15 protein-coding genes and 4 tRNA genes are annotated in these 24441 nt (G+C 63.3%); 15 read left to right on the plus strand and 4 right to left on the minus strand.

All coding sequences use genetic code 11. The features are described 5' to 3' along the window. Positions 1 to 197 precede the first annotated feature (197 nt). The 12 genes from ACSQ8Y_RS08070 (at position 198) to ACSQ8Y_RS08125 (ending at position 13821) form a co-directional block, all read left to right on the plus strand. Positions 198 to 1301 carry an efflux RND transporter periplasmic adaptor subunit gene (locus tag ACSQ8Y_RS08070; RefSeq protein ID WP_436269783.1) on the plus strand — a complete coding sequence of 368 codons (1104 nt, stop codon included), beginning with the start codon at positions 198 to 200 and terminating at the stop codon, positions 1299 to 1301. Then, positions 1298 to 4384: an efflux RND transporter permease subunit gene (locus tag ACSQ8Y_RS08075; protein ID WP_436265931.1), complete on the plus strand. Its 3087-nt coding sequence runs from the start codon at positions 1298 to 1300 to the stop codon at positions 4382 to 4384. Before ACSQ8Y_RS08070 ends, ACSQ8Y_RS08075 begins: the two co-directional genes overlap by 4 nt. A 233-nt stretch (positions 4385 to 4617) precedes the next feature. Next, a tRNA-Leu gene (locus tag ACSQ8Y_RS08080) sits at positions 4618 to 4704 on the plus strand. Positions 4705 to 4737: 33 nt separating this feature from the next. Beyond that, positions 4738 to 6078: a trigger factor gene (tig, locus tag ACSQ8Y_RS08085; protein ID WP_436265932.1), complete on the plus strand. Its 1341-nt coding sequence runs from the start codon at positions 4738 to 4740 to the stop codon at positions 6076 to 6078. 39 nt (positions 6079 to 6117) lie between these two features. Further along, on the plus strand, positions 6118 to 6735 hold the full coding sequence (clpP, locus tag ACSQ8Y_RS08090; RefSeq protein ID WP_436269784.1) for an ATP-dependent Clp endopeptidase proteolytic subunit ClpP: 618 nt from the start codon (positions 6118 to 6120) through the stop codon (positions 6733 to 6735). A 247-nt stretch (positions 6736 to 6982) separates the two neighbouring features. Further along, positions 6983 to 8251 (plus strand): ATP-dependent Clp protease ATP-binding subunit ClpX, encoded by a 1269-nt coding sequence (gene clpX, locus ACSQ8Y_RS08095; protein ID WP_436265933.1) that lies wholly within the window; start codon positions 6983 to 6985, stop codon positions 8249 to 8251. A 273-nt stretch (positions 8252 to 8524) separates the two neighbouring features. Next, complete coding sequence (gene lon / locus ACSQ8Y_RS08100) at positions 8525 to 10936, plus strand: endopeptidase La (protein WP_436265934.1); 2412 nt, start codon at positions 8525 to 8527, stop codon at positions 10934 to 10936. A 181-nt stretch (positions 10937 to 11117) separates the two neighbouring features. After that, complete coding sequence (locus tag ACSQ8Y_RS08105) at positions 11118 to 11390, plus strand: HU family DNA-binding protein (protein WP_436265935.1); 273 nt, start codon at positions 11118 to 11120, stop codon at positions 11388 to 11390. 53 nt (positions 11391 to 11443) lie between these two features. Beyond that, positions 11444 to 11519 (plus strand) — tRNA-Val (locus ACSQ8Y_RS08110). 43 nt (positions 11520 to 11562) lie between these two features. Further along, a tRNA-Asp gene (locus tag ACSQ8Y_RS08115) sits at positions 11563 to 11639 on the plus strand. A 25-nt stretch (positions 11640 to 11664) separates the two neighbouring features. Further along, positions 11665 to 11741: transfer RNA gene (locus ACSQ8Y_RS08120), tRNA-Asp, on the plus strand. Positions 11742 to 11901: 160 nt separating this feature from the next. Continuing rightward, positions 11902 to 13821, plus strand: coding sequence for a SurA N-terminal domain-containing protein (locus ACSQ8Y_RS08125; protein WP_436265936.1), 1920 nt, complete (start codon positions 11902 to 11904; stop codon positions 13819 to 13821). Between the two features lie 68 nt (positions 13822 to 13889). Here ACSQ8Y_RS08125 and mnmH read toward each other — a convergent pair whose 3' ends face one another. Continuing rightward, positions 13890 to 14945: a tRNA 2-selenouridine(34) synthase MnmH gene (mnmH, locus tag ACSQ8Y_RS08130; RefSeq protein ID WP_436265937.1), complete on the minus strand. Its 1056-nt coding sequence runs from the start codon at positions 14943 to 14945 to the stop codon at positions 13890 to 13892. Then, positions 14942 to 15586, minus strand: coding sequence for an arylesterase (locus ACSQ8Y_RS08135; protein ID WP_436265938.1), 645 nt, complete (start codon positions 15584 to 15586; stop codon positions 14942 to 14944). The genes mnmH and ACSQ8Y_RS08135 overlap by 4 nt, the downstream gene beginning before the upstream one ends. Before the next feature lie 112 nt (positions 15587 to 15698). Between ACSQ8Y_RS08135 and ACSQ8Y_RS08140 the strand changes: the two genes are divergently transcribed. Continuing rightward, positions 15699 to 16337, plus strand: coding sequence for an ABC transporter ATP-binding protein (locus tag ACSQ8Y_RS08140; RefSeq protein ID WP_436269785.1), 639 nt, complete (start codon positions 15699 to 15701; stop codon positions 16335 to 16337). A 107-nt stretch (positions 16338 to 16444) separates the two neighbouring features. Here ACSQ8Y_RS08140 and ACSQ8Y_RS08145 read toward each other — a convergent pair whose 3' ends face one another. Further along, positions 16445 to 17950: an NAD(P)H-hydrate dehydratase gene (locus ACSQ8Y_RS08145; RefSeq protein ID WP_436265939.1), complete on the minus strand. Its 1506-nt coding sequence runs from the start codon at positions 17948 to 17950 to the stop codon at positions 16445 to 16447. Between the two features lie 142 nt (positions 17951 to 18092). Here ACSQ8Y_RS08145 and ACSQ8Y_RS08150 point away from each other — a divergent pair, with 142 nt between their 5' ends. Next, positions 18093 to 21782, plus strand: a complete 3690-nt coding sequence (locus ACSQ8Y_RS08150; RefSeq protein WP_436265940.1) for a hydantoinase B/oxoprolinase family protein — start codon at positions 18093 to 18095, stop codon at positions 21780 to 21782. Between the two features lie 190 nt (positions 21783 to 21972). Then, on the plus strand, positions 21973 to 22677 hold the full coding sequence (locus ACSQ8Y_RS08155; RefSeq protein WP_436265941.1) for a sulfite exporter TauE/SafE family protein: 705 nt from the start codon (positions 21973 to 21975) through the stop codon (positions 22675 to 22677). Positions 22678 to 22728: 51 nt separating this feature from the next. Here the strand turns inward: ACSQ8Y_RS08155 and ACSQ8Y_RS08160 are convergent, their stop codons facing one another. Continuing rightward, positions 22729 to 24366 (minus strand): tetratricopeptide repeat protein, encoded by a 1638-nt coding sequence (locus ACSQ8Y_RS08160; RefSeq protein WP_436265942.1) that lies wholly within the window; start codon positions 24364 to 24366, stop codon positions 22729 to 22731. Positions 24367 to 24441 lie beyond the last annotated feature (75 nt).

The following is a 24441-nucleotide window of genomic DNA, read 5'->3' on the forward strand; positions in this document are numbered from 1 at the left end:
TCGGGGTGTCAAATAAATGACGCTAAAGTCATTTGCAAAGATTGTAGCGCAGCTTATAATTTTAATTAACGGAAAGTCATTAACTTTCCAGCAGGATCATAATAGTGGCAATGTGACATCGCCGCAATCAAGCAGCCCGCATACTAAAGGAAAATAACGTGTTCTCCCCGAAAAAACTGCGCACTTTCCCGATATTGATGTCCTGCATCGTTTTGCCCCTGGCCGGGTGCCAGAAGGAAGCGCCGAAGACCGAGGACATCCGTCCGGTGCGCGCCATCGTGCTGCAGAGCAGCGATGTCGACGTGGACTCGGAGTTTTCCGGCGAGGTGCGGGCGCGGGTGGAGTCCAAACTGGGCTTTCGCGTGGGCGGCAAGATCGTGGCCCGCAGCGTGGACGTGGGGGCCGTCGTCAAGAAGGGCCAGGTATTGATGCAACTGGACCCGCAGGATTTGAAGCTGTCGCAGGCGCAGGCGCTGGCCGCGCTGCGCGCCGCCGAGACGGCGCGCGACTTCGCCAGGGCGGAATTGAAACGCTACCAGGATCTGAAGGGGCAGAACTTCGTCAGCCAGACCGTCCTCGATAGCAAGGACTCGGCCTATAAGGCGGCGCAGGCCAACGTGGAGGCGGCGCAGGCGGCCTACCGCGGCCAGTCCAACCAGGCCGGTTACGCTTCCCTGGTGGCCGACATCGACGGCGTGGTGACGGCGGTGAACGCGGAAGTGGGCCAGGTGGTCGCCGCCGGCACGCCGGTGGTGCAGGTGGCGAAGTCGGGCGACAAGGAAATCGTCATCGGCGTGCCGGAAGACCAGGTCGACCGGATGAAGTCCATTTCCGACGTGCGCGTGCGCTTGTGGGCCAATCCGCAGTTGTCGGTGCCCGGCAAGGTCCGGGAAGTCTCGCCGGCGGCCGATCCGGCCACCCGCACTTATACGGTCAAGGTGACCGTGCCTGAAACCCTGCCTGCGAAATTGGGCATGACGGCGGTGGTGCAGTTCGTGTCCAAGACCCCGCAGCCGCTGATCAAGGTGCCGATGACGGCGCTGTTTTACGAGAAGTCCGCGACCTCGGTGTGGGTGGTGGAAAACGGCGCGGTCAAGCTGACCCCGGTCACGTCCGGCGGCGTTGCCGGCAACGACCTGATCCTGGCGTCGGGCGTCAAGCCGGGCCAGACCGTCGTGACGGCGGGCGTGAACGTGCTCAAACCGGGCCAGAAGGTGAAGATACTCGGCGATGAGGTGGCCAGCGCCAAGCCCCCCGCCCAATCCACGATAGCCGCTCCCGCCGTCGGAGCCGCCAAATGAAGGACGGCTTCAATCTCTCGCGCTGGGCGCTCGAACATATTCCGCTGACCCGCTACCTGATGGCCGTGCTGCTGATTGGCGGCGCGCTCAGCTACGTCAACCTGGGGCAGGACGAAGACCCGCCGTTCACCTTCCGCGTGATGGTGGTGCGCGCCTTCTGGCCGGGCGCGACGTCGCTGCAGATGGCTGAACAGATTACCGACAAGCTGGAAAAAAAGCTGCAGGAAACGCCCTTCGTCGATGAAATCAGCAGCTACTCCAAGCCCGGCGAGACGCTGATCCTGGTGCAATTGCGCGAATCGGCCACGCCGGACGAAACGGCCTCTTCCTGGTACCAGGTGCGCAAGAAGATAGGCGACATCAAGGGCACCTTGCCGCAAGGGGTGTCCGGGCCGTTCTTCAACGACGAATTCGGCGACACCTACGGCTCCATCTTCGCGCTGTCCGGCGACGGCTTCACCTACGAGGAGATGAAGGACTACGCGGACTTCGTGCGCCAGCAGCTGCTGGGCGTGTCGCAGGTCGCCAAGGTCGAACTGTTCGGCGTGCAGGAAGAGAAGATCGTCATCGAGTTGTCGCACAAGAAGCTGGCGCAGCTGGGCATATCGATCCCTGAAATCGCCAACCAGCTGGCCACGCAGAACAGCATCGAATCGACCGGCGTGCTGGTGACGCCGACCGACAACATCCAGGTGCGCGTCACCGGCGCGATGAAGACCGTCAAGGACCTGGAGGAACTGGAGCTGCGCGCCGGCGGCGTCACCTTCCGCCTGGGCGACTTCGCCACCGTCAAGCGCCAGTACGAAGACCCGCCAAGCGACAAGATGCGCTTCAACGGCAAGGAAGTGATCGGCCTGGGCGTGTCGATGGAAAAGGGCGGCAACATCATCAAGATGGGCGAGAGCATGGAGAAGACCGTTGCCGCGCTCAGGACCAAGCTGCCGGTCGGCATCGAGCTCAATCGCGTGTCCGACCAGCCGACCGCCGTCAAGGCCTCCGTCGGCGAATTCGTGCGCACGCTGATCGAGGCGGTGCTGATCGTGCTGGCGGTGAGCTTCGTCGCGCTCGGCATGCACACCAAGCCCAAGTTCCGCCTCGACGCGCGGCCCGGCCTGGTGGTGGCGCTGACCATCCCGCTGGTGCTGGCCGTGACCTTTTTGTTCATGCGCATGCTGTCCATCGACCTGCACAAGATTTCCCTGGGCGCGCTGATCATCGCGCTCGGCCTGCTGGTCGACGACGCCATCATCGCGGTTGAAATGATGGTGCGAAAAATGGAGGAGGGCTTCTCGCGCTTCGACGCCGCCACCTTCGCCTACACCTCGACCGCGCTGCCCATGTTGACCGGCACCCTGATCACCGTGGCGGGCTTCCTGCCCATCGGCCTGGCCAAGTCGGCGGCCGGCGAGTACACCTTTACGCTGTTCTCGGTGAACGCGCTGGCGCTGATCATTTCCTGGTTCGTGGCGGTCATCTTCACGCCCTACATCGGCTACCTGCTGTTGAAGGTGACGCCCCATGGTGACGGCCACCACGAGCTGTTCGACACGCCGGGCTTCCGCAAATTCCGCGCCGTCGTCAACTGGTGCGTGGAATGGCGCAAGACCGCCATCGCCGCCACGCTGGCGATTTTCTTCCTCGGCATCTACGGCTTCGGCTTCATCGAGAAGCAGTTCTTCCCGGACTCCAGCCGTCCCGAACTGATGGTGGAGATCTGGATGCCGGAAGGCACGGCCTACGCGGCCAACGAGGCGCAGGTCAAGAAGTTCGAGACCTGGATCCAGAAGCAGGAGGGCGTGGTCAGCGTGACCAGCTATGTCGGCACCGGCAGCCCGCGCTTCTACCTGCCGCTGAACCAGATCTTCCCGCAGTCGAACGTGTCGCAATTCGTCGTGTTGCCCAAGGACTTGAAAGCGCGCGAGACGCTGCGCCGGAAGATCACCGAGATCTTCAAGGTGGACTTCCCCGAAGTGCGCGGCCGCGTCCAGCTGCTGCCGAACGGGCCGCCCGTGCCTTACCCGGTGCAGTTCCGCGTCACCGGCACGGAAGTGGCCAAGGTGCGCGCCATCGCCGACCAGATGAAGGACGTCATGCGCGCCAATCCGAACACGCTGGGCGTGAACGACAACTGGAACGAGTCCGTGAAGGTGCTGCGCCTGGACCTGGACCAGGACAAGATGCGCGCGCTGGGCATCACTTCGCAAACCGTGATGCGCGCTTCGCAGATGATGTTGTCCGGAATACCGATCGGGCAGTTCCGCGACGGCATCAAGCTGATCGACATCCAGGTGCGCCAGCCGCTGGATGAGCGCAGCACCATTTCCGTGCTCCACAACGCCACCGTGCCCACCGCCAGCGGCAAGGCCGTTACGCTGGGCCAGGTCGCGCGCGTGCACTTTGTGTGGGAGCCGGGCGTGGTGTGGCGCGAGGGCCGCGAATGGGCCATCACCGTGCAGTCGGACGTGGTGGAGGGCATACAGGGGCCGACCGTCACCAACCAGATCAACCCCAAACTGGACGAGTTGCGCAAACAGCTGCCGGCGGGCTACCGCATCGACGTCAAGGGCGCGGCGTCCGACAGCAGCGAGGCGGAGGCGTCGATCTCGGCCAACCTGCCGCTGGCCATCTTCATCATCTTCACGCTGCTGATGCTGCAGTTGCACAGCTTCTCGCGCGCGCTGCTGGTGTTCCTCACCGGCCCGCTGGGCGTGGCCGGCGCCGCCGCCGCGCTGCTGTTGCTGGGCAGGCCGCTGGGCTTTGTGGCCAACCTGGGCATCATCGCGCTGTTCGGCATGATCATCCGCAATTCCGTGATCCTGGTCGACCAGATCGAACAGGACATCAAAAACGGCGCAGAGCCGTGGGACGCGATCGTTGAATCGGCGGTGCGGCGCTGCCGCCCCATCATCCTGACGGCCGCCGCGGCGGCGCTGGCGATGATACCCTTGTCGCGCTCCGTGTTCTGGGGGCCGATGGCGGTGGCCATCATGGGCGGGCTGGTGCTGGCCACGGCGCTTACCTTGCTGTTCCTGCCGGCGCTTTACGCAGCCTGGTTCCGGGTGAAAAAACCGGTCCGCGGCTGATTTTGCGGCCGGGTGCGCGCGCCTGCGCACCCGTTAAGCCGGCTAAATTGCATACGAATCAACGCATTACATTTTAATGTTGTGTTTAGGTTAAAAAACCCTTCCGCTCTCTGAAAAAAACAGTAAAATGCTGCGTTGAAGTTGAAAGCCCCTGCCGAGGCGGGGAAGGGCGAAGCGTTTTCAATGGACCTTAATTGAAGACGGGTCGCCCTTTGCTTTTGTACAAATACGCCGCGAGGATGGCGAAATTGGTAGACGCACCAGGTTTAGGTCCTGACGCCAGCAATGGTGTGGGGGTTCGAGTCCCCCTCCTCGCACCACAGTATTCTTTATATTTTTTGGACGATTTTTACATGGCAACTGCAGTCGAAACCCTGGGCAAACTCGAACGTCGTATCACGATCTCCTTCCCGCTGACCGAAGTGCGCGCGGAAGTTGAGAAGCGCCTGAAAGTGCAAGCCAAGTCGGCTAAGGCACCAGGCTTCCGTCCTGGCAAAGTGCCCATGAAAATGGTCGCCGCACAATACGGTTATCAGATCGAGACCGAAGTGCTGAACGACAAAGTCGGCCGCGCGTTCAACGATGCCGCCAACGAAAACGAACTGCGCGTAGCAGGCTACCCGCGCATCGAACCGAAGAACGACGCGCCAGAAGGCCAGCTGACCTTCGACGCCACCTTCGAAGTGTATCCGGAAGTCGTCATCGGCGACCTGTCCACCGTTGAAATCGAAACCGTGAAAGCCGACGTGTCGGACGCGGAAATCGACAAGACCATCGAAATCCTGCGCAAGCAGCGCGTGCACTTCCACACCAAGGGCGAAGCCGGCGAACACGGCGACGGCGGTGCTCCGATCGCCGCCAATGGCGACAAAGTGACCGTGGACTTCGTCGGCTCGATCGACGGCGTTGAGTTCCCGGGCGGCAAAGCCGACGACTACGCTTTCGTGCTGGGCGAAGGCCGCATGCTGCCGGAATTCGAAGCAGCCACCCTGGGCCTGAAAGTCGGCGAAGCGAAGACCTTCGACCTGGCCTTCCCGGAGGACTACCATGGCAAGGACGTGGCCGGCAAAACCGCCCAGTTCACCATCACGCTGAAGCAGCTGGAATGGGCGCACCTGCCGGAAGTCGATGCTGAATTCGCCAAATCGCTGGGTGTTGCCGATGGCGACCTGGCCAAAATGCGCGAAGACATCAAAGTCAACCTGGAACGCGAAGTGACCGGCCGTGTGAAAGCACGCAACAAGGAAGCCGTCATGGACGCCCTGGTGAAAACCGCCTCCCTGGACGTGCCGCAGTCGCTGATCGCCCAGGACAGCGAGCGCCTGGCCGAAATGACCCGTCAAGACATGGCGCAGCGCGGCATGAACGTCAAGGACGTGCCGTTCCCGCAAGAACTGTTCGCCGACAAGGCCGAGCGCCGCGTGCGCCTGGGCCTGATCCTGTCGCAGCTGGTCAACGAAAACAAGCTGCAAGCGCTGCCTGAGCAAGTCAAGGCGCAAGTGGAAGATTTCGCCCAAAGCTACGAAGATCCGCGCGAAGTGCTGAAGTACTACTACAGCGACCGTCGCCGTCTGGCTGAGGTCGAAGCCCTTGTATTGGAAGAAAACGTCGTCAACTTCGTACTGGGCCTGTCGAAAACCACGTCGAAAGCTGTTGCGTTCGACGAGCTGATGGGTAGCAACGCGCAAGCGTAATCCAGCTTCACAGAAGCTGCATCACAAGGAAAATGCATGATGAACCGTAATCCGGCACTCGACACTGAAATGCTCGGCCTGGTGCCGATGGTGGTTGAACAAAGCGGCCGCGGCGAGCGCTCCTATGACATTTATTCGCGCCTGTTGAAGGAGCGTGTGATTTTCATGGTGGGCCCCGTCAACGACCAGATGGCCAACCTGATCGTAGCCCAGTTGCTGTTCCTGGAAAGCGAAAATCCGGACAAGGATATCTCGCTCTACATCAACTCTCCTGGCGGTTCGGTTTCGGCCGGCCTGGCGATTTTCGACACGATGCAGTTTATCAAGCCGGACGTCTCCACCCTGTGCACCGGCATGGCGGCCTCGATGGGCGCCTTCCTGCTGGCGGCTGGCGCGAAAGGCAAGCGTTTCTCGCTGCCGAACTCGCGCATCATGATACACCAGCCATCGGGCGGCTCGCAGGGCATGGCATCGGACATCGAAATCCAGGCCAAGGAAATCCTGTACCTGCGCCATCGCCTGAACACCATCATGGCCGAGCGCACGGGCCAGACGGTGGAACAGATCGCCAAGGACACCGACCGCGACCGTTTCCTGTCCGCCGACGAGGCAGCAGAGTATGGTCTGATCGACAAGGTGTTGACCAGCCGCGGCTAATCCTGGCTGCATGTCATCCCCGCGCAGGCGGGGATCCATGCGGTGCATCTCCCGGCGCTGCTGTATGGATTCCCGCCTGCGCGGGAACGACAGCTTGGCCGGCAGGCTGAAAAAAACGCCCGGACGCTACAACGTTCCGGGCGTTTCTTTTTTATTTCAGGTAGCATGTGCCTATGTGCACCGACGCAGAGTTCCGTTGTGCGTCCGTGTATGCGGCACCAATCTTGCAACTACATAAACAAGTCCCATGTCCGAGAAAAAATCCTCCAGCGGCGAAAAACTCCTCTACTGCTCGTTCTGCGGCAAGAGCCAGCACGAGGTGAAGAAGCTGATCGCCGGCCCGTCCGTGTTCATTTGCGACGAATGCATCGACTTGTGCAACGACATCATTCGTGACGAAACGTCGAGCATCGAATCGGTCACCGGCGCCAAGTCGGATCTGCCGACCCCGCACGAAATCAAGGAATTGCTGGACCAGTACGTCATCGGCCAGCAAACCGCCAAGCGCATCCTGTCGGTCGCGGTGTACAACCACTACAAGCGTCTGAAGCACCTGGGCAAGAAGGATGACATCGAACTGGCCAAGAGCAACATCTTGCTGGTCGGTCCTACCGGCTCGGGCAAGACCCTGCTGGCCCAGACCCTGGCGCGCATGCTGAATGTGCCCTTCGTGATCGCCGACGCGACCACCCTGACCGAAGCCGGCTATGTCGGCGAGGACGTCGAGAACATCATCCAGAAGCTGCTGCAAAGCTGCAACTACGATGTGGAAAAGGCGCAACGCGGCATCGTCTACATCGATGAGATCGACAAGATCTCGCGCAAGTCCGACAATCCGTCCATCACGCGCGACGTGTCGGGCGAGGGCGTGCAGCAGGCGCTGCTCAAGCTGATCGAGGGCACCATGGCCTCGGTGCCGCCGCAGGGCGGCCGCAAGCACCCCAACCAGGACTTCGTGCAGATCGACACCACCAACATCATGTTCATCTGCGGCGGCGCCTTCGACGGCCTGGCCAAGATCATCTCCAACCGTTCCGAGAAGAGCGGCATCGGCTTCTCGGCCACCGTCAAGAGCAAGGAGCAGCGCGCTGCTTCCGACGTGCTGATGGAAGCCGAGCCGGAAGACCTGATCAAGTTCGGCCTGATCCCCGAACTGGTCGGCCGTCTGCCTGTCGTCGCCACCCTGGCCGAACTGACGGAAGAGGCGCTGATCCAGATCCTGGTCGAGCCGAAGAACGCGCTGGTCAAGCAGTACTCCAAGCTGCTCGACATGGAAGGCTCCGAGCTGGAGATCCGCCCGGCGGCGCTGCATGCCATCGCCAAGAAGGCGCTGGCGCGCAAGACCGGCGCGCGCGGCTTGCGTTCCATCCTGGAGCACGCGCTGCTCGACGTCATGTACGAGCTGCCGAACGAAACGAATGTGAGCAAAGTGGTCATCGATGAGAATACGATCACGAGCGGCGCCAAGCCATTGTTGATCTATCAGGAAACGCCAAAAGCGTCTGGTGAAAATTAAATAAGTACTGCACACATGCGCAAAATTCCTTTTGCATCCATGAGGCAAGGCGGTACAATTTAAATCAATAAAAGAATGCAGGCTTCATTCGGAAAGCCACACGCGATGCCTGCGTCGCGCGTGGCTTTTTTATTTGAATTCTGCATATTTTTATAGCACGGCAGTCTCTCTGTTAAGCAATACACAGTATTTCAGAGAATTATTATCTGCCGGGACTTGTGATTTGGCATCTTTGCGCCAATATCTGCAACACGCTTTCACATAAGGTACGCCATGACAACTTCCAAATTAACTGAGCAAACTCAACTGCCGTTATTGCCGCTGCGGGATGTTGTAGTTTTCCCGCATATGGTGATACCGCTGTTTGTAGGACGCCCCAAGTCGATCAAGGCGCTGGAAGCCGCGATGGAGCAGGGCAAGAGCATCATGCTCGCCGCCCAGAAAGCTGCCGCCAAAGACGAACCTTCCGCCTCCGACATCTATGAAATCGGTTGTGTGGCCAACATCCTGCAGATGCTGAAACTGCCGGACGGCACCGTCAAGGTGCTGGTCGAGGGTGCCCAGCGCGCCCGCATCAACAAGATCACCGACGCGCCGACCCACTTCGTGGCCGACCTCACGCCGCTCGATTCCGAGATCGGCGATGATTCGGAAATCGAAGCGATGCGCCGCGCCATCGTTCAACAGTTCGACCAGTACGTCAAACTGAACAAGAAAATTCCTCCGGAGATCCTGGCGTCGCTGTCGGGCATCGACGACGCCGGCCGCCTGGCCGACACCGTGGCCGCGCATCTGCCCCTCAAGCTCGAGCAGAAGCAAGTCATCCTGGAGATCTTCAACGTCGCCAAGCGCCTGGAGCATCTGCTCGGCCAGCTGGAAGGTGAACTCGACATCCTGCAGGTCGAGAAGCGCATCCGTGGCCGCGTCAAGCGCCAGATGGAGAAATCGCAGCGCGAGTACTACCTGAACGAGCAAGTCAAAGCCATCCAGAAAGAGCTGGGCGAGGGCGAAGACGGCGCCGATCTGGACGAGCTGGAAAAGAAAGTGGCCGCCGCCAAGATGCCGAAAGAGGCACTGGACAAAGCCAATGCGGAGCTGAAAAAGCTCAAGCTGATGTCGCCGATGTCGGCCGAAGCCACCGTCGTGCGCAACTACATCGACACCCTGGTCGGCCTGCCTTGGAAGAAGAAGTCCAAGGTCAACAACGACCTGTCGAACGCCGAGAAAGTGCTCGAGGGCGATCACTATGGCCTGGACAAGGTCAAGGAACGCATCCTGGAATACCTCGCGGTGCAACAGCGCGTCGACAAGCTGAAGGCGCCCATCCTGTGCTTCGTCGGTCCGCCAGGCGTGGGCAAGACCTCGCTGGGCCAGTCCATCGCCCGCGCCACGAACCGCAAGTTCGTGCGCATGGCATTGGGCGGCGTGCGCGACGAAGCCGAGATCCGCGGCCACCGCCGTACCTACATCGGCTCCATGCCGGGCAAGGTGCTGCAGTCGCTGGCCAAGGTCGGCGTGCGCAACCCGCTGTTCCTGCTCGATGAAATCGACAAGATGGGCGCGGACTTCCGCGGCGATCCATCGTCGGCCCTGCTCGAGGTGCTGGACCCTGAACAGAACCACACGTTCTCGGACCACTACATCGAAGTGGACTTCGACCTGTCCGACGTGATGTTCGTGGCGACCTCGAACTCGTACAACATCCCGCCGGCGCTGCTGGACCGCATGGAAGTGATACGCCTGTCGGGCTACACGGAAGACGAGAAGACCAATATCTCGCAGCGCTACCTGCTGCCGAAACAGATCAAGAACAACGGTCTGAAGGAAGAAGAGATTTCGGTGTCCGAAGCCGCGCTGCGCGACATCATCCGCTACTACACGCGTGAAGCCGGCGTGCGTTCGCTGGAACGCGAAGTGTCGAAGATCTGCCGCAAGGTGGTCAAGATGCTGCTGCTGAAGAAGACCGAGAAGAAGGTCGCCGTGACGCCGAAAAACCTGGACAAGTTCCTCGGTGTGCGCCGCTACGACTTCGGTGTGGCCGAGAAGGAAAACCAGGTGGGCCAGGTGGTCGGTCTGGCATGGACCGAAGTGGGCGGCGATCTGCTGACCATTGAAGCCGTGACCATGCCGGGCAAGGGCAACACCATCCGCACCGGCACCTTGGGCGACGTGATGAAGGAATCGATCGAAGCGGCCCGCACCGTCGTGCGCAGCCGTGCCAATCGCCTCGGCATCAAGTCGGACATCTTCGAGAAGAGCGACATCCACATCCACGTGCCGGAAGGCGCGACGCCGAAGGACGGTCCTTCGGCCGGTATCGCGATGACGACCGCGCTGGTATCCGTGTTTACGGGCATACCGGTACGCGCCGACGTGGCGATGACGGGCGAGATCACGCTGCGCGGCGAAGTGCTGCCGATCGGCGGCCTGAAGGAGAAGCTGCTGGCGGCGCATCGCGGCGGCATCAAGACGGTCTTGATCCCCGAGCAGAACGTGAAAGACCTGGCTGAAATTCCGGACAACGTGAAGAACAAGCTGGAAATCGTGCCGGTGCGCTGGATCGACAAAGTGCTGGAAATCGCGCTGGAACGCCAGCCGGAAGCCATCGTGGAAACCCCGCCGGTAGAGGCGGTGGCGGCTGCGGCGGTCAAGGTTGACGGGCAAGGGGAAGTGGTCAAACACTAAGCACTTCTTGTTGCTTTAACCATAAACAGGCGCCAGTTGGCGCCTGTTTCCATTTTTACTGTGATTTTATACTGTGTTTCCCTTGACACAAGGTTGCACGGCTTGTTTAATACGGCCTGAGATTTTTCTCTGCCGTGTGAAAACGGTATAAACGATATAAACCTTTGTGACGGGGATGCTTGTGAACAAGACTGAATTGATCGACCATATTGCCACTTCCGCTGACATCTCGAAAGCGGCTGCTGCGCGCGCACTGGATGCGGTGATCGATGGTGTTACTACTACTCTGGCTAAAAACGACAGCGTCACCCTGGTCGGCTTTGGCACTTTCTCCGTGAGCGAACGCGCTGCCCGCACCGGCCGCAATCCGCGCACGAAAGAAGAAATCACGATCGACGCGGCAAAAGTTCCTAAATTTAAAGCTGGCAAAGCTTTGAAGGATGCTGTAAACTAACGGACTTCGGTGAGTTGCTTGCTTATCTGCACACTCGCCGAGGCGGTTTGATTGGGCGCTTAGCTCAGTTGGTAGAGCGGAGCCCTTACAAGGCTTAGGTCGGGAGTTCGAGCCTCTCAGCGCCCACCATTCAAGCCCGAGCAGTAACAGTGATGCTGTACCTGTATTTGCTGGAGCGGTAGTTCAGTTGGTTAGAATACCGGCCTGTCACGCCGGGGGTCGCGGGTTCGAGTCCCGTCCGCTCCGCCAACAAATACACATAAACATCTGACCAGGAGCGGTAGTTCAGTTGGTTAGAATACCGGCCTGTCACGCCGGGGGTCGCGGGTTCGAGTCCCGTCCGCTCCGCCAAGAATTGGAAAGCCCTGCAGCTGAAGAGTTGCAGGGCTTTTTTCATTTCCGCGCGCGCTATTTGCATGCTTGCCGTTTTCTCAAAACTGCGGCTTGTATAGAGCGGTGCGGCGCTGTAAAATCGCGACGGAATATTTCCTCTCCCTAGAATTGGCGGACCATGTTTGAATTTATACGCACGCATCAAAAGTTGATGCAGATTTTACTGGCGATCCTGATCGTGCCATCGTTCGTGCTGGTCGGCGTGAGCGGCTACAACAGCTCGGGCGACGCGGCCAACGTGGTCGCCAAGGTCGGCGACCAGGCGATCACCCGCCAGGAATGGGAAGCGGCCCAGCGCACCCAGCTGGACAACTTCCGCCAGCGCATGGGCGCGCAGTTCGACCAGAAGCTGTTCGACACCCCCGAGTTCAAGCAAAACGTGCTGGAAAACCTGGTGGCAGAGCGCGCAGTGAGCGCCGAAGTGGCGCGCAGCCACCTGACCGTGGCCGACAGCGTGCTGCAGAAATCCATCCTCGACACGCCAGGCCTGAGGAAGGCCGACGGCAGCTTCGACATGGAGCGCTACAAGGCGCTGCTGGGCGCGCAAGGCCTGTCGCCTGCCGGCTATGAGGCGCGTCTGCGCCGCGACATGGCGCTGCAGCAGCTGAGCGGCGCCGTGCAAGGCACCGGTTTCGTTCCGCATGCCGTCGCCAAGCAGATCTCCGATTTCGGCGCGCAGGAACGCGAAGTGCAGGAACAGCTGTTCCCGGCCGCGCAATATCTGCCGCAGGTCAAAGTCACCGACGAGATGGTGAAAGCCTACTACGAGAAAAACGCGAAGCTGTTCGAAGTGCCTGAGCAGGCCAAGATCGAATACGTGGTGTTCAGCGCCGCCGCCGTGGCCGACCAGGTCAGCGTGACGGACGCCGAAATCGCCGCCTACTACGAAGCCAACAAGGCCCGCTTCGGCAGCGGCGAAGTGCGCCGCGCCAGCCACATCCTGGTGAAAGCCGGCAAGGACGCCAAGGCAGCCGACAAGGCCGCCGCCAAGGCCAAGGCCGACGCCATCCTGGCCGAGGTGAAGAAAGCCCCGGCCGAGTTCGCCAACGTCGCCAAAGCCAAGTCGGAAGACGTGGTGTCCGCCGCGCAGGGCGGCGACATGGACGTGATCGAAAAAGGCACGCTGCCGAAAGCGCTGGAAGATGCGGCCTTCGCCTTGAAGCAGGGTGAGATCGCCGGCCCGGTGGAAACCGAATACGGCTACCACATCGTCACCGTCACCTCGCTCAAGCCGGCCGCCACCAAGCCGCTGGAAGAAGTGAAGGACAGCATCGCGGCCGAGCTGAAGAAACAGAAGGCCGGCAAGAAATACGCGGAACTGGCCGAGGCGTTCACCAACACCGTGTACGAGCAGTCGGACAGCCTGAAGCCGGCGGCCGAGAAGCTGAAGCTGAAAGTGGAAACCGCAGAGAACGTGACGCGCAATCCGTCGCCGGCACTGGGGGCCGCGCCGTACAACAACGCCAAGTTCCTGACCGCCCTGTTCTCCAGCGACTCGCTGAAAAACAAGCGCAACACGGAAGCGGTTGAGGTCGCGCCGGCCACGCTGGTGGCAGGCCGTATCGTCGAGTTCAAGCCTGCGGCCAAGCGTCCGCTGGCCGAAGTGGACGCCGCCATCCGCCAGCGCGTGACCGCCGAAGAAGCCGTCAAGCTGGCCCGCAAGGAAGGCGAAGCGAAGATGGCAGCTGCCAAGGCCGCAGGCAGCGCCGAAGGCTTCGGCCCGGCGCAGCTGGTGTCGCGCACCGAAGGCAAGGGCCTGAACCCGCAGGTGCTGGGCGAGATCATGAAGGCCGACGCCGCCAAGCTGCCGGCTTATGTCGGTGTGGAAGTGCCCGGCATGGGCTACAGCGTCTACCGCATCGGCAAAGTGCAGCAACCGGCCAACCAGGATGCGGCGCGCCGCAAATCGGAAGAAGAGCAGATCGCCAACATCGTCGCCGAGCAGGAACTGAGCAGCTACGTCGAAGCGCTGAAGCACAAAGCCAAGGTCAAAGTCCTGGCCAGCGCGGCGCCGGCCAAGACCGCCGAAGCCAAGTAAAAAAATGCCACCTTCGGGTGGCATTTTTCTTGTCTTGTCATTCCCGCTTGCGCGGGAATGACGGGCGACTACCCTTTATGCAAACTATGCGCGGCGGCGAGCATGTCGGCGTCGGCGATGCCGGGCAGCTCGAGCACCAGCGCGTCGGCGATGCGCGGGAAGTTACGGGCTATGGAGCGGGTGTAGGCCGGGTCGTAATGCTCGGCGAGCAGGGCGTCCACCAGCTCGGGCATGCGGCCCTCGCTGGCCAGGCCTTGCCAGTTGCTGATCTTGTCGCGCCCGTGCAGCGTAGCGAGGTAACCCAGCTGCTCGTTCAGCGGACCTGCGTCCTGCGTGTAGTGCTGGTAGTCCTCCATCAGCAACTGCACGCGGTGCGCGCGCGAGAGCTGCAGCGAGATGCAGGCGGACGCGCGGATCTGCTCCATCAGTGCGCCCGGCACGCGCAGCGCGCCCACCTTCTTGCTTTCCGATTCGACAAACACCGGCAGCGCCGGATCGAAGCGGCGCAGACGATCCCAGATCGCCGTCTCGAACGCCTTCTGTGTCGGCTGCGGCTGGCTGGGCAGGCCGCCCAGCACGGAGCCTCGGTGGCAGGCCAGCTGCTCCAGGTCCAGCACCTGCGCGCCGATGGCATCCAGCGTTTGCAGCAAGCGGCTCTTGCCGCTGCCCGTGGTGCCGCAGACCACGCGGAAGTCGAGCACGGGCGGCTGCTCCAGCGCGGCGCTGACGAAGGCGCGGAAGTCCTTGTAGCCGCCTTCGAGCTGCACCACCGGCCAGCCTATCTTGGCCATGATGAGCGCCAGCGAGCCGCTGCGGTTGCCGCCGCGCCAGCAGTAGACCAGCGGTTTCCAGTCGCGCGGCTTGTCCTGCCACAGCGCGTCGATGTGGCCGGCGATGTTGCGCGCTACCATGGCCGCGCCCATCTTGCGCGCTTCGAACGCGCCGACCTGCTTATACGTGGTGCCGACCAGGATGCGTTCCTCGTCGTCGAGCACCGGGCAGTTGATGGCGCCCGGGATGTGGTCGAGCGCGTACTCCGACGGGCTGCGCGCGTCGATGATGGCGTCGAACTGGTCGAGGCGGGGTGCGGTGTCGGCGAAGCTCAGGAGTTCGGGATATTTCATTTTGCTTTCAGGAGCGGCTGCAGATGCGGCCAGATGTTGCCAAGGATGATGGGATGGGCGGACGCCAGCGGGTGCAGGCGGTCGGCCTGGAACAGTTCGGTTTTGTCGGCCACGCCGTCGAGCATGAACGGCGCCAGCGGCGCTTTGACGTCCTTGCTCAGGGCGCCGAACATGGCGAAGAATTTGTCGGCGTAATCGCGGCCATAGTTGGGCGGCATGCGCATGCCGACCAGCAGCACCTGGGCGCCGGCGGCGCGCGCCTGCGTGACCATGGTGCGCAGATTGGCTTCGGCGGCGGCCACCGGCAGGCCGCGCAGGCCGTCGTTGGCGCCCAGTTCGATGATGACGATGGATGGCTGGTGCTTGCTCAGCAGGGCAGGCAGGCGGGTGCGCCCGCCGCTGGTGGTCTCGCCGCTGACGCTGGCGTTGACGATGCGCGCGTCCACCTTCTGGCTCTGCAGTTTCTGCTCGAGCAGCGCCACCCAGCCTGCGCCGCGCGCCAAGCCGTATTCGGCAGAGAGGCTGTCACCCAGCACCAGCACGGTTTTTGGTGCAGAATAGGCGCTTGCGGCGGTGCTCAGCCAGAGCATGGCCGCCAGCGCCAGCCACAGAATCCGACGACCATTTTTCAAGAAGACCATGCCTGAATTTCCTAAAGCGTCCAGCAGTTTTATTCCGGATGCGCCGTCCTTCACGGACAGCGCTCTTGCGCAAGCCGGCGCGCCGGGCCAGGCGGCCATCGTGGTGGCGGGGCTGAGCAAGCGCGTGGCGGACGCCAGCGGCGAGCTGACCATCCTGCACAGCGTGGATTTTACCGTGCAAAAGGCCGAGACGCTTGCCATCGTTGGGGCGTCGGGCTCGGGCAAATCGACTTTGCTGGGACTGCTGGCCGGGCTGGATACGCCGAGCACCGGCAGCGTGCGGCTCGACGGCAGCGATATCTACGCGCTGGACGAGGATGGCCGCGCAGCGGTGCGCAAGGAAAAGCTGGGCTTTGTGTTCCAGTCCTTCCAGCTGCTGGCCCATTTGACGGCGCTGGAGAACGTGATGCTGCCGCTGGAGCTCGCGGGCGACGCGCAGGCGCGCGCCAGGGCCGAGGCCATGCTGGGCAGGGTGGGGCTGGCTAGCCGCTTGAAGCACTATCCCAAGTATTTGTCGGGCGGCGAGCAGCAGCGCGTGGCGCTGGCCCGGGCTTTCGTGGGCGAGCCGCCGCTGCTGTTTGCCGATGAGCCCACCGGCAGCCTGGATGCCGCCACCGGCGAAGCGGTGATACAGCTGATGTTTGAACTGAACCGGGAGCACGGGTCGACCCTGGTGCTGGTGACGCACGACCCGTCGATCGCCGCGCGTTGCGGACGGGTGATTACGATCGCGGCGGGACGGATCGTGTGATACCTGTCGTTCTCGCGTAGGCGGGAACCCATACGTCGCATGCTCAGAGGCATAGTATCGATTCCCGCGTGCGCGGGAATGACAGGCTGGCGGCCCCGGTGGGCAGGCTAGCGGCCGTGGTGCTGCACCATGCGGTTCAAGGCGGTGCGGATCGCCGGTATCAATTCCCCCGCCGTCAGCCCGATCGGCCCCATGCCGTCGGTGACCATCACATCGGCGGCCATGCCGTGCAGCCAAACGCCCGCCAGCGCGGCCTCCCACACCGGCCATCCTTGCGCCAGCAGGCTGCCGCACAGCCCGGCCAGCACGTCCCCGGTGCCCGCAGTGGCCAGCGAGGGGTTGCCGGTGGTGTTGATGACCAGGTGCCCCTCCGGCGACGCCAGCACCGTCCCCGACCCTTTGAGCACCACCACCGCATGCAAGCGCGCCGCCAAGGAACGCGCCGCAGCCGGCCGGTCGGCCTGCACTTCAGCGGCCGAGAGGCCGAGCAAGCGCGCAGCCTCCAGCGGATGCGGCGTGATCAGCGTGCCTCCGACCCGTTCCGCCAGCGCCGCCTGCTGCGCCGGATCGCCCGCCAACAGATTGAGTGCGTCCGCGTCCAGCACCAGCGGCTCCCGGCTGGCAAGCGCGCGCGCCAGCAGTTCCTGCGCCGCGCGCGCCATGCCCAGGCCCGGGCCCGCCACTATCACGGCCGAATCGACATTGAAATCGCGCGCATGGCGGCACATCAGCTCAGGATACGACGTATCGTAAGCCGGCGCTTCCTCGGCGAAGCAGGCGTAGACCCGGCCCGCACCGGTCAGCAGCGCCGCGCGGGCGGCCAGTATCGGCGCCCCGGCCATGCCGTGCGCGCCACCGAACACCGCCACGCTGCCGTAGCTCCCCTTGTGGGTGTTGTGGCGCCGCGCGCGCAGGTGCCGCGAGAAGAATTTGACCTCGTTCAGGTGCTGGCGCGACGGCTGGTACACCGACGCGTCCAGGTCGAGTTTCGATACTTGCACCACGCCCGCGTGATCGCGCCCCTCGCAAGTGTACAAGCCCGGTTTGTCGCCGATGAAGGTGACGGTGTGGGTGGCGCGTACCGCTGCGCCATCCGGGCCGACTATGGCGCCGGTGTCCGCGTCCAGCCCGCTGGGCACGTCGAGCGCCAGCCGCGAGCAGGGCAGGGCGTTGACTGTGTCGACCAGCTCGCGGAGCTGTCCCTCGATCGGCCGCTTCAAGCCTATGCCGAACAGGCCATCGACAAGCAGGTTCCACTCCGAGGTGGCGATCGCTTCCAGGTTGATTTCTGCGAACTTTGCCGCGCTGCCGCGTGCGCGCTGCAGGGCGTGGGCACGCTCGGGCGAAGGCTCGGCGCTGCTTTCGATATGCAAGATGGTGACCTGCGCGCCGGCGTATGCCAGGTGGGCGGCGGCTTCCAGCGCGTCGCCGCCGTTGTTGCCGGGGCCGGCCAGCACCAGCACGCGCGCCCGGGCGGTGGAGAAGGGCAGCAAGTCCAGCGCGGCGTTGGCGCCAGCCTGGCCGGCCCGCTGCATCAGGGCGCCCGCTGGCAGCCGCTGCGCGGCCGTATGCTCGATCAAGCGAATTTCAGCGACGGTGTAGAGTGGATTCATGGCCCGGGGCTAGGAAGGGTGGTGATGAAATTCTAGCATCGAACATTGATTCCCAGCCAATCTGTTTCAGCGCGCGAATCATGGCCCGGATTTCTCCGGTGCGCACTACAATAAGCGCTTCTTGCACAGCATGGGGTGGCGTATGGACTGGCAGTTCTGGATTGACCGGGGCGGTACGTTTACCGACATCGTGGCGCGCCTGCCCGATGGCGGGCTGCGCACGCACAAGCTGCTGTCCGAGAATCCTGAACAGTACCGCGACGCGGCCATCGCCGGCATCCGCCATCTGCTGGGCGTGGCGGCGGGCCAGCCCGTCCCTGCGGTGCAGATCGAAGCAGTGAAGATGGGCACCACGGTGGCCACCAATGCGCTGCTTGAGCGCAAGGGCGAACCGACCGCGCTGGCCATCACGCGCGGCTTCCGCGACGCGTTGCGCATCGCCTACCAGAACCGCCCGCGCCTGTTCGATCGCCACATTGTGCTGCCGGAACTGCTCTACAGCCACGTGGTGGAGATCGATGAGCGCGTCGGTGCGCACGGCGAGGTGGTGCAGCCGCTCGATGCCGGCACCGCGCGTGCCGGGCTGCAGGCCGCCTACGACAAGGGGCTGCGCTCGCTGGCCATCGTGTTCATGCACGGCTACCGCTACCATGAACACGAGGCGGCGGTGGCGGCCATCGCACGCGACATCGGTTTCACGCAGATATCGGTGTCGCACCTGGTCAGCCCGATGATGAAGCTGGTGGCGCGCGGCGACACCACCGTGGTTGATGCTTATCTGTCGCCGATCTTGCGGCGCTACGTGGACCAGGTGGCCAGCGAACTGCCCGGCGTGAACCTGCAGTTCATGCAATCGAACGGCGGCTTGACGGACGCGCGCGCCTTCCAGGGCAAGGACAGCATCCTCAGCGGCCCGGCCGGCGGCATCGTCGGCATGGTGCGCGCCAGCAGCCTGGCGGGTTTCGACCGCGTCATCGGCTTCGACATGGGCGGCACCTCGACCGACGTGTCGCACTACTCGGGCGACTTTGAGCGGGTGTTCGAGACGCAGGTCGCTGGCGTGCGCATGCGCGCGCCGATGATGAGCATCCACACCGTGGCCGCGGGCGGCGGCTCCATCCTGCACTTCGACGGGAGCCGGTTCCGCGTGGGGCCGGACAGCGCTGGCGCCAACCCCGGTCCGGCCAGCTACCGGCGCGGCGGTCCGCTTGCGGTCACCGACTGCAACGTCATGGTCGGCAAGATCCAGCCCGGGTACTTCCCAAAACTGTTCGGCGCCGATGGCAGGCAAGCGCTGGACGCGGCCGCCGTGCGCGAACGCTTCACCGCGATGGCGGACGAGATCAACGCGGCGACCGGCGCCCGGCCCGCTGCCGAAGGGCGCACTGGCGCGGCTGGAGGCGAGGCCGCCGCTGGCCCATCCGTCCAGGCCGACACTGGGGCGGCGCCTGCCGCCGTCACTCCCGAGCAAGTGGCTGCCGGCTTTATCGAAATCGCGGTCGGCAACATGGCCAACGCGATCAAGCAGATTTCCGTGCAGCGCGGCCATGACGTCACCGAATACACGCTGACCAGCTTCGGCGGCGCCGGCGGGCAGCACGCCTGCCTGGTGGCCGACGCGCTGGGCATGAAGACCGTCTTCATCCACTCGCTGGCCGGCGTGCTGTCCGCCTATGGCATGGGCCTGGCCGACCAGACCGCGATGCGCGAGGCTGCCGTGGAAGCCAGGCTGGCCGACTGCGGCGAGCAGCAACTGGAAGCGCGCCTGGCGGCGTTGGGCGAGGAAGCGCGCGGCGAACTGCTGCGCCAGGGCGTCGCCGCCGATCGCATTTCCCTGATCCGCCGTGTGCACCTGCGCTACGAGGGCACCGACTCCGCGCTGATCGTCCTGTTCGACACCAGCGGCAGCATGCAGGCCCAGTTCGAAGCCGCCTACAAGAAGCGCTTCTCCTTCCTCATGCAGCACAAGCCGCTGATTGTGGAAGCCGTGTCGGTGGAAGCGGTCGGCGCCTCGGACGCGCCTGCGGAAGCCGCGCCGCAGCAGGCCCCGCGTGCGGCGAACCTGACGCCATCTGCCGTCGTGCCGATGTTCGCGGCCGGCGCCTGGCGCGACACGCCGCTCTACCAGCGCGAAGACACCCGCATCGGCGACGCCATCCGCGGTCCGGCCATCATCGCCGAGGCCAATGCCACCACCGTGGTGGAGCCGGGCTGGGAAGCCGTCGTCACGCCGCAGGACCATCTCGTGCTCACGCGGGTCGAAGCGCTGCCCGTACGGCGCGCCATCGGCACCACGGCCGATCCGGTGATGCTGGAGATCTTCAACAATCTGTTCATGTCCATCGCCGAGCAAATGGGGCTGCGGCTGCAGAACACGGCCTACTCGGTCAACATCAAGGAGCGGCTGGACTTCAGCTGCGCCATCTTCGACGCCGACGGCAACCTGATCGCCAACGCGCCGCACATGCCGGTGCACCTGGGCTCCATGGGCGAGAGCATCAAAACGGTGATGCGCGAGAATGCGGGGCAGATGCGCGCGGGCGACGTCTACATGCTGAACGACCCGTACAACGGCGGCACGCACCTGCCGGACGTCACCGTGATTTCGCCGGTGTTCAACGAGGAGGGCAGCGAGATCCTGTTCTACGTCGGCTCGCGCGGCCACCACGCCGACATAGGCGGCACCACGCCCGGCTCCATGCCGCCGGATTCGCGCAGCATCGAGGAAGAGGGGGTGTTGATCAACAACTTCAAACTGGTCGACGGCGCTTCCGGCGGCCAGTTGCGCGACGCCGAAGCGCGCGCGCTGCTGCTGGGCGCCAGCTATCCGGCCCGCAATCCTGACCAGAATATGGCGGATTTACGCGCGCAAGTGGCCGCCAATCAAAAAGGCGTGGACGAGCTGCGCAAGATGGTCGCGCACTTCGGCCTGGAGGTGGTGCGCGCCTACATGGGCCACGTGCAGGACAACGCCGAAGAGGCGGTGCGCCGTGTGATCGGCGCGCTGCACGACGGCAGCTACACGCTGAAGCTGGACAATGGCGCGCAGATCCAGGTCGCGGTGCGCGTGGACCGCGCCGAGCGCAGCGCCGAGATCGACTTCACCGGCACTTCCGGACAGCTGGAGAACAACTTCAACGCACCGTCGGCAGTGTGCATGGCGGCGGTGCTGTACGTTTTCCGCACCTTGGTGGACGACGAGATCCCGCTCAACGCCGGTTGCCTGAAGCCCCTGCACGTGCTGATACCGCCGGGCTCCATGCTCAATCCGCACTATCCGGCGTCGGTGGTGTCGGGGAATGTCGAGACGTCGACTTGCATCACCAACGCGCTGTACGGCGCGCTGGGCGTGCTGGCCGCTTCGCAGGGCACGATGAACAACTTCACCTTCGGGAACGCGCGCTACCAGTATTACGAGACCATCAGCGGCGGATCCGGCGCGGGCGAAGGCTTCGACGGCACGTCGGTGGTGCAGACCAATATGACCAATTCGCGGCTGACCGACCCGGAGATACTGGAGTTCCGCTTCCCGGTGCGGCTGGAGAGCTACGAGATCCGCGAAGGATCGGGCGGAGCGGGGCGCTGGCGCGGCGGCAACGGCGGGGTGCGCAAGGTGCGCTTCCTGGAGGCGATGACGGCGGCAATCCTGTCCAACAACCGTATCCACGCGCCGTTCGGTATGGCGGGCGGGCAAGCGGGCGAAGTGGGCCGCAACTCCGTGCAGCGCGCCGACGGCCGCGTCGAGCAGCTCGGCCACATCGGCAAGACGGACATGGCGCCGGGGGACGTCTTCGTCATCGAGACGCCGGGCGGCGGCGGCTATGGCATATAGCGGCGGAGTTCCTGCCACGATCTCTTTCAACTTCCTTTCATTGCTCTGTCAGTATCCTTTCAAGCACTTGGTGGCGAGCAATTGATTGTCTGGCATTGGATATACTGCGCCGGCGATCCTGCCGACCAGGGAATACATAGTCATGATAATCACAGATCCCATCTTTTACTTAGTAGCGATACCAGCGGTCTTGCTGACCGGAATTTCCAAGGGAGGATTTGGCAGCGCTTTCGGTGGCATTAGCGTACCGTTGATGGCACTCGCCATTTCGCCCGCGCAGGCGGCTGCGATCCTGTTGCCGGTGCTTTGCTTTATGGATCTGGTCGGATTCCGCGTCTATTATGGAAAATGGGACGTCGCGAATTTGAAAATCATGGTGCCGGGCGCCATCGCCGGCGTGGCTATCGGGGCACTGACCTTCGGCACCATCCCGGAGGCGCACATCCGGATTGTCATTGGCGCGATCGCGGTGCTTTTTACCTTGAATCAGTGGCTGAACTTCGCATCCAGGCAGGCGCCGGCATCGCGATCGGCCACCAAAGGCGTCTTCTGGGCCGGGATTTCAGGATTCACCAGTTTCCTGGCCCACGCAGGCGGTCCTCCGGCTCAGGTGTATATGCTGCCGCAGCGGCTGGATAAGACCACCTATGTGGCGACGGTCAGCCTGTTCTTCATGATAGTGAACATGGTGAAGCTGATACCGTATGCCTGGCTCGGGCAATTCTCCTCAGCCAATCTATGGACCGCCTTGCTGCTCGCCCCCCTGGTCCCGGTCGGCGTGAAGATCGGCCTGTGGCTGCAGGCGCAGGCGAGTCCCAAATGGTTCTACCGCATTGCTCAAATTTGCCTGCTGCTGACCGGATTGCAGCTGATCTATCAGGGCATGCTGCGATGAAGGGGCGAAAAAAGCCGCAGGTGCGCATGCCAGCGCTATGGCGCCAAGTTTTCACGCAGTGGTGGAAATCCCGTACTTCCGCTGCGTGGCGCTGTGTTGCTGGACGAGTGTGTCAAATTCCGGGTTGCCGCTGTCGATGCGGCGCAGGCGCTCCAGCAGCACGCCGGCCTGTTCGCCCAGCGGCGCCTCCCAGCCCAGCTCGTCGAGCTGGCGCAGCATGGCGCTGATGGTGGCGTACAGCACCGGCAAGTTGCTCGGGCTCTTGCGCAAGGCCATGCCGAGCGTGGTGACCGCCGCGCGGTGGTCGCCCTGGTCGAGGTGGTTTGCCGCGCTCTCCAGCAATTCTTCCACCTGATGTCCGATCTGCTCGCCTATGCCGCGCGCCAGGTCGTGCCGCCCGGCCTGCTCGAACACGTCCACTGCCTGCTCGAGCGACAAACCGCTCTCGGCGTCGTTGGTCATGTCGATGATGACGTCGGCGGCATCCTTGTCCAGTTTGTGCTTGAGGCAGCTTTGTACCAGGCCCAGTTTCAGGCCGCTCGACAAGCCCTTGGCCAAGCCCACCGCGGCAACCGCGTTGCTCAGTTCCGTGGCGGCTGCGGTGTCGTTGCCGCCCAGGTCCTGTAGCAGGGCAACGGAGATGGCACGGCACACTTCGGTGTTGGCGTTGCCCCGCAGGGAACGTTCCAGGTCGCGGATCACGCCGCTGGCCTGATTGGTGTCTCCCTTTTTGACCAGCGCCTTGACCAGGTTGACGTGGTCTTCCGGATCGCGGAATTCGGAATACTTGGCCTTGGCCACCACCTGCTTGAAGGCCTTCTCGGCCACGCCGATGTCGCCCGTTTCGTAGGCCACCGTGCCGAGGTGGCGCAAACGGCTGACCATGTGCGGCGAGATCGCCACGGCGTCCTCCAGCACTTTTTTCGCCTGCACGGCCTGGCCCAGCGCTTCGTGGGTGCGCGCCAGCAGGTCGTAGGCGGCCATGAACTCCGGATTCTGCGTCAGCAGCTTGTCCAGCGTGGCGAGCGCGTCTTCGTAGCGCTGGCCGGCGTACTGGCAACGCGCCAGACCCAGGTGCGCCCAGCCTACCGGCCGCCCGGCCAGGATGGTGTGGTAGGTCAGCTCGGCTTCGGCCAGATGGCCTGCGCCAAAATGCAGCTCGGCGCGCAGGCGGGCGAAATCGGTGGCATGGCGCGGGTAATTGGCTTCGCCCGTGCCGGTCGCGGCAATGGCGTCGCGTACATTGCCCTGGTTGATCAGCTCGTAAATCGGCAGGAAGGAGGTGCGCTTGCCGACCGCGCGGGCGATGCGCTGCAGCAGCACTTCCACTGTGAACGGTTTCAATATGTAATCGGACGGCAGCAGCTCGGCGGCGCTGACCACCTTGCCATAGACACCCTCGGACGTCAGCATGATGAAGATGGTCCAGGGGCCGATCAGCTTGTGGTGGCGCAGGTCTTCCAGCAGTTGCTGGCCGTCCTGGCCGTTGTCGCTGCTGCCGCTGCCCAGGTCGTACTCGCACAGCACGATGTCGTAGGCCTTCTTGCCCAGCTGGCGGATGGCCGTGCCGGAGCTGACGGCGTCGTCGATGCGGGTGATGCCCGACTGGTTCAGCATGTTGCGCAGGCTGGCGCGCATGCCCTGGTTGGGGTCCACCAGCAGGACCGATAGTTCAGCGTAGTCTTGCATTAGCTGGTCTCGACGATGGTGCGTGGGCAGTCCGGGCAAATGGACGTGCGCTCGATTCAATCATAGCCATATACC

The sequence above is a fragment of the Pseudoduganella sp. LjRoot289 genome (genome assembly GCF_964252925.1).
Lineage (GTDB): Bacteria > Pseudomonadota > Gammaproteobacteria > Burkholderiales > Burkholderiaceae_D > Rugamonas.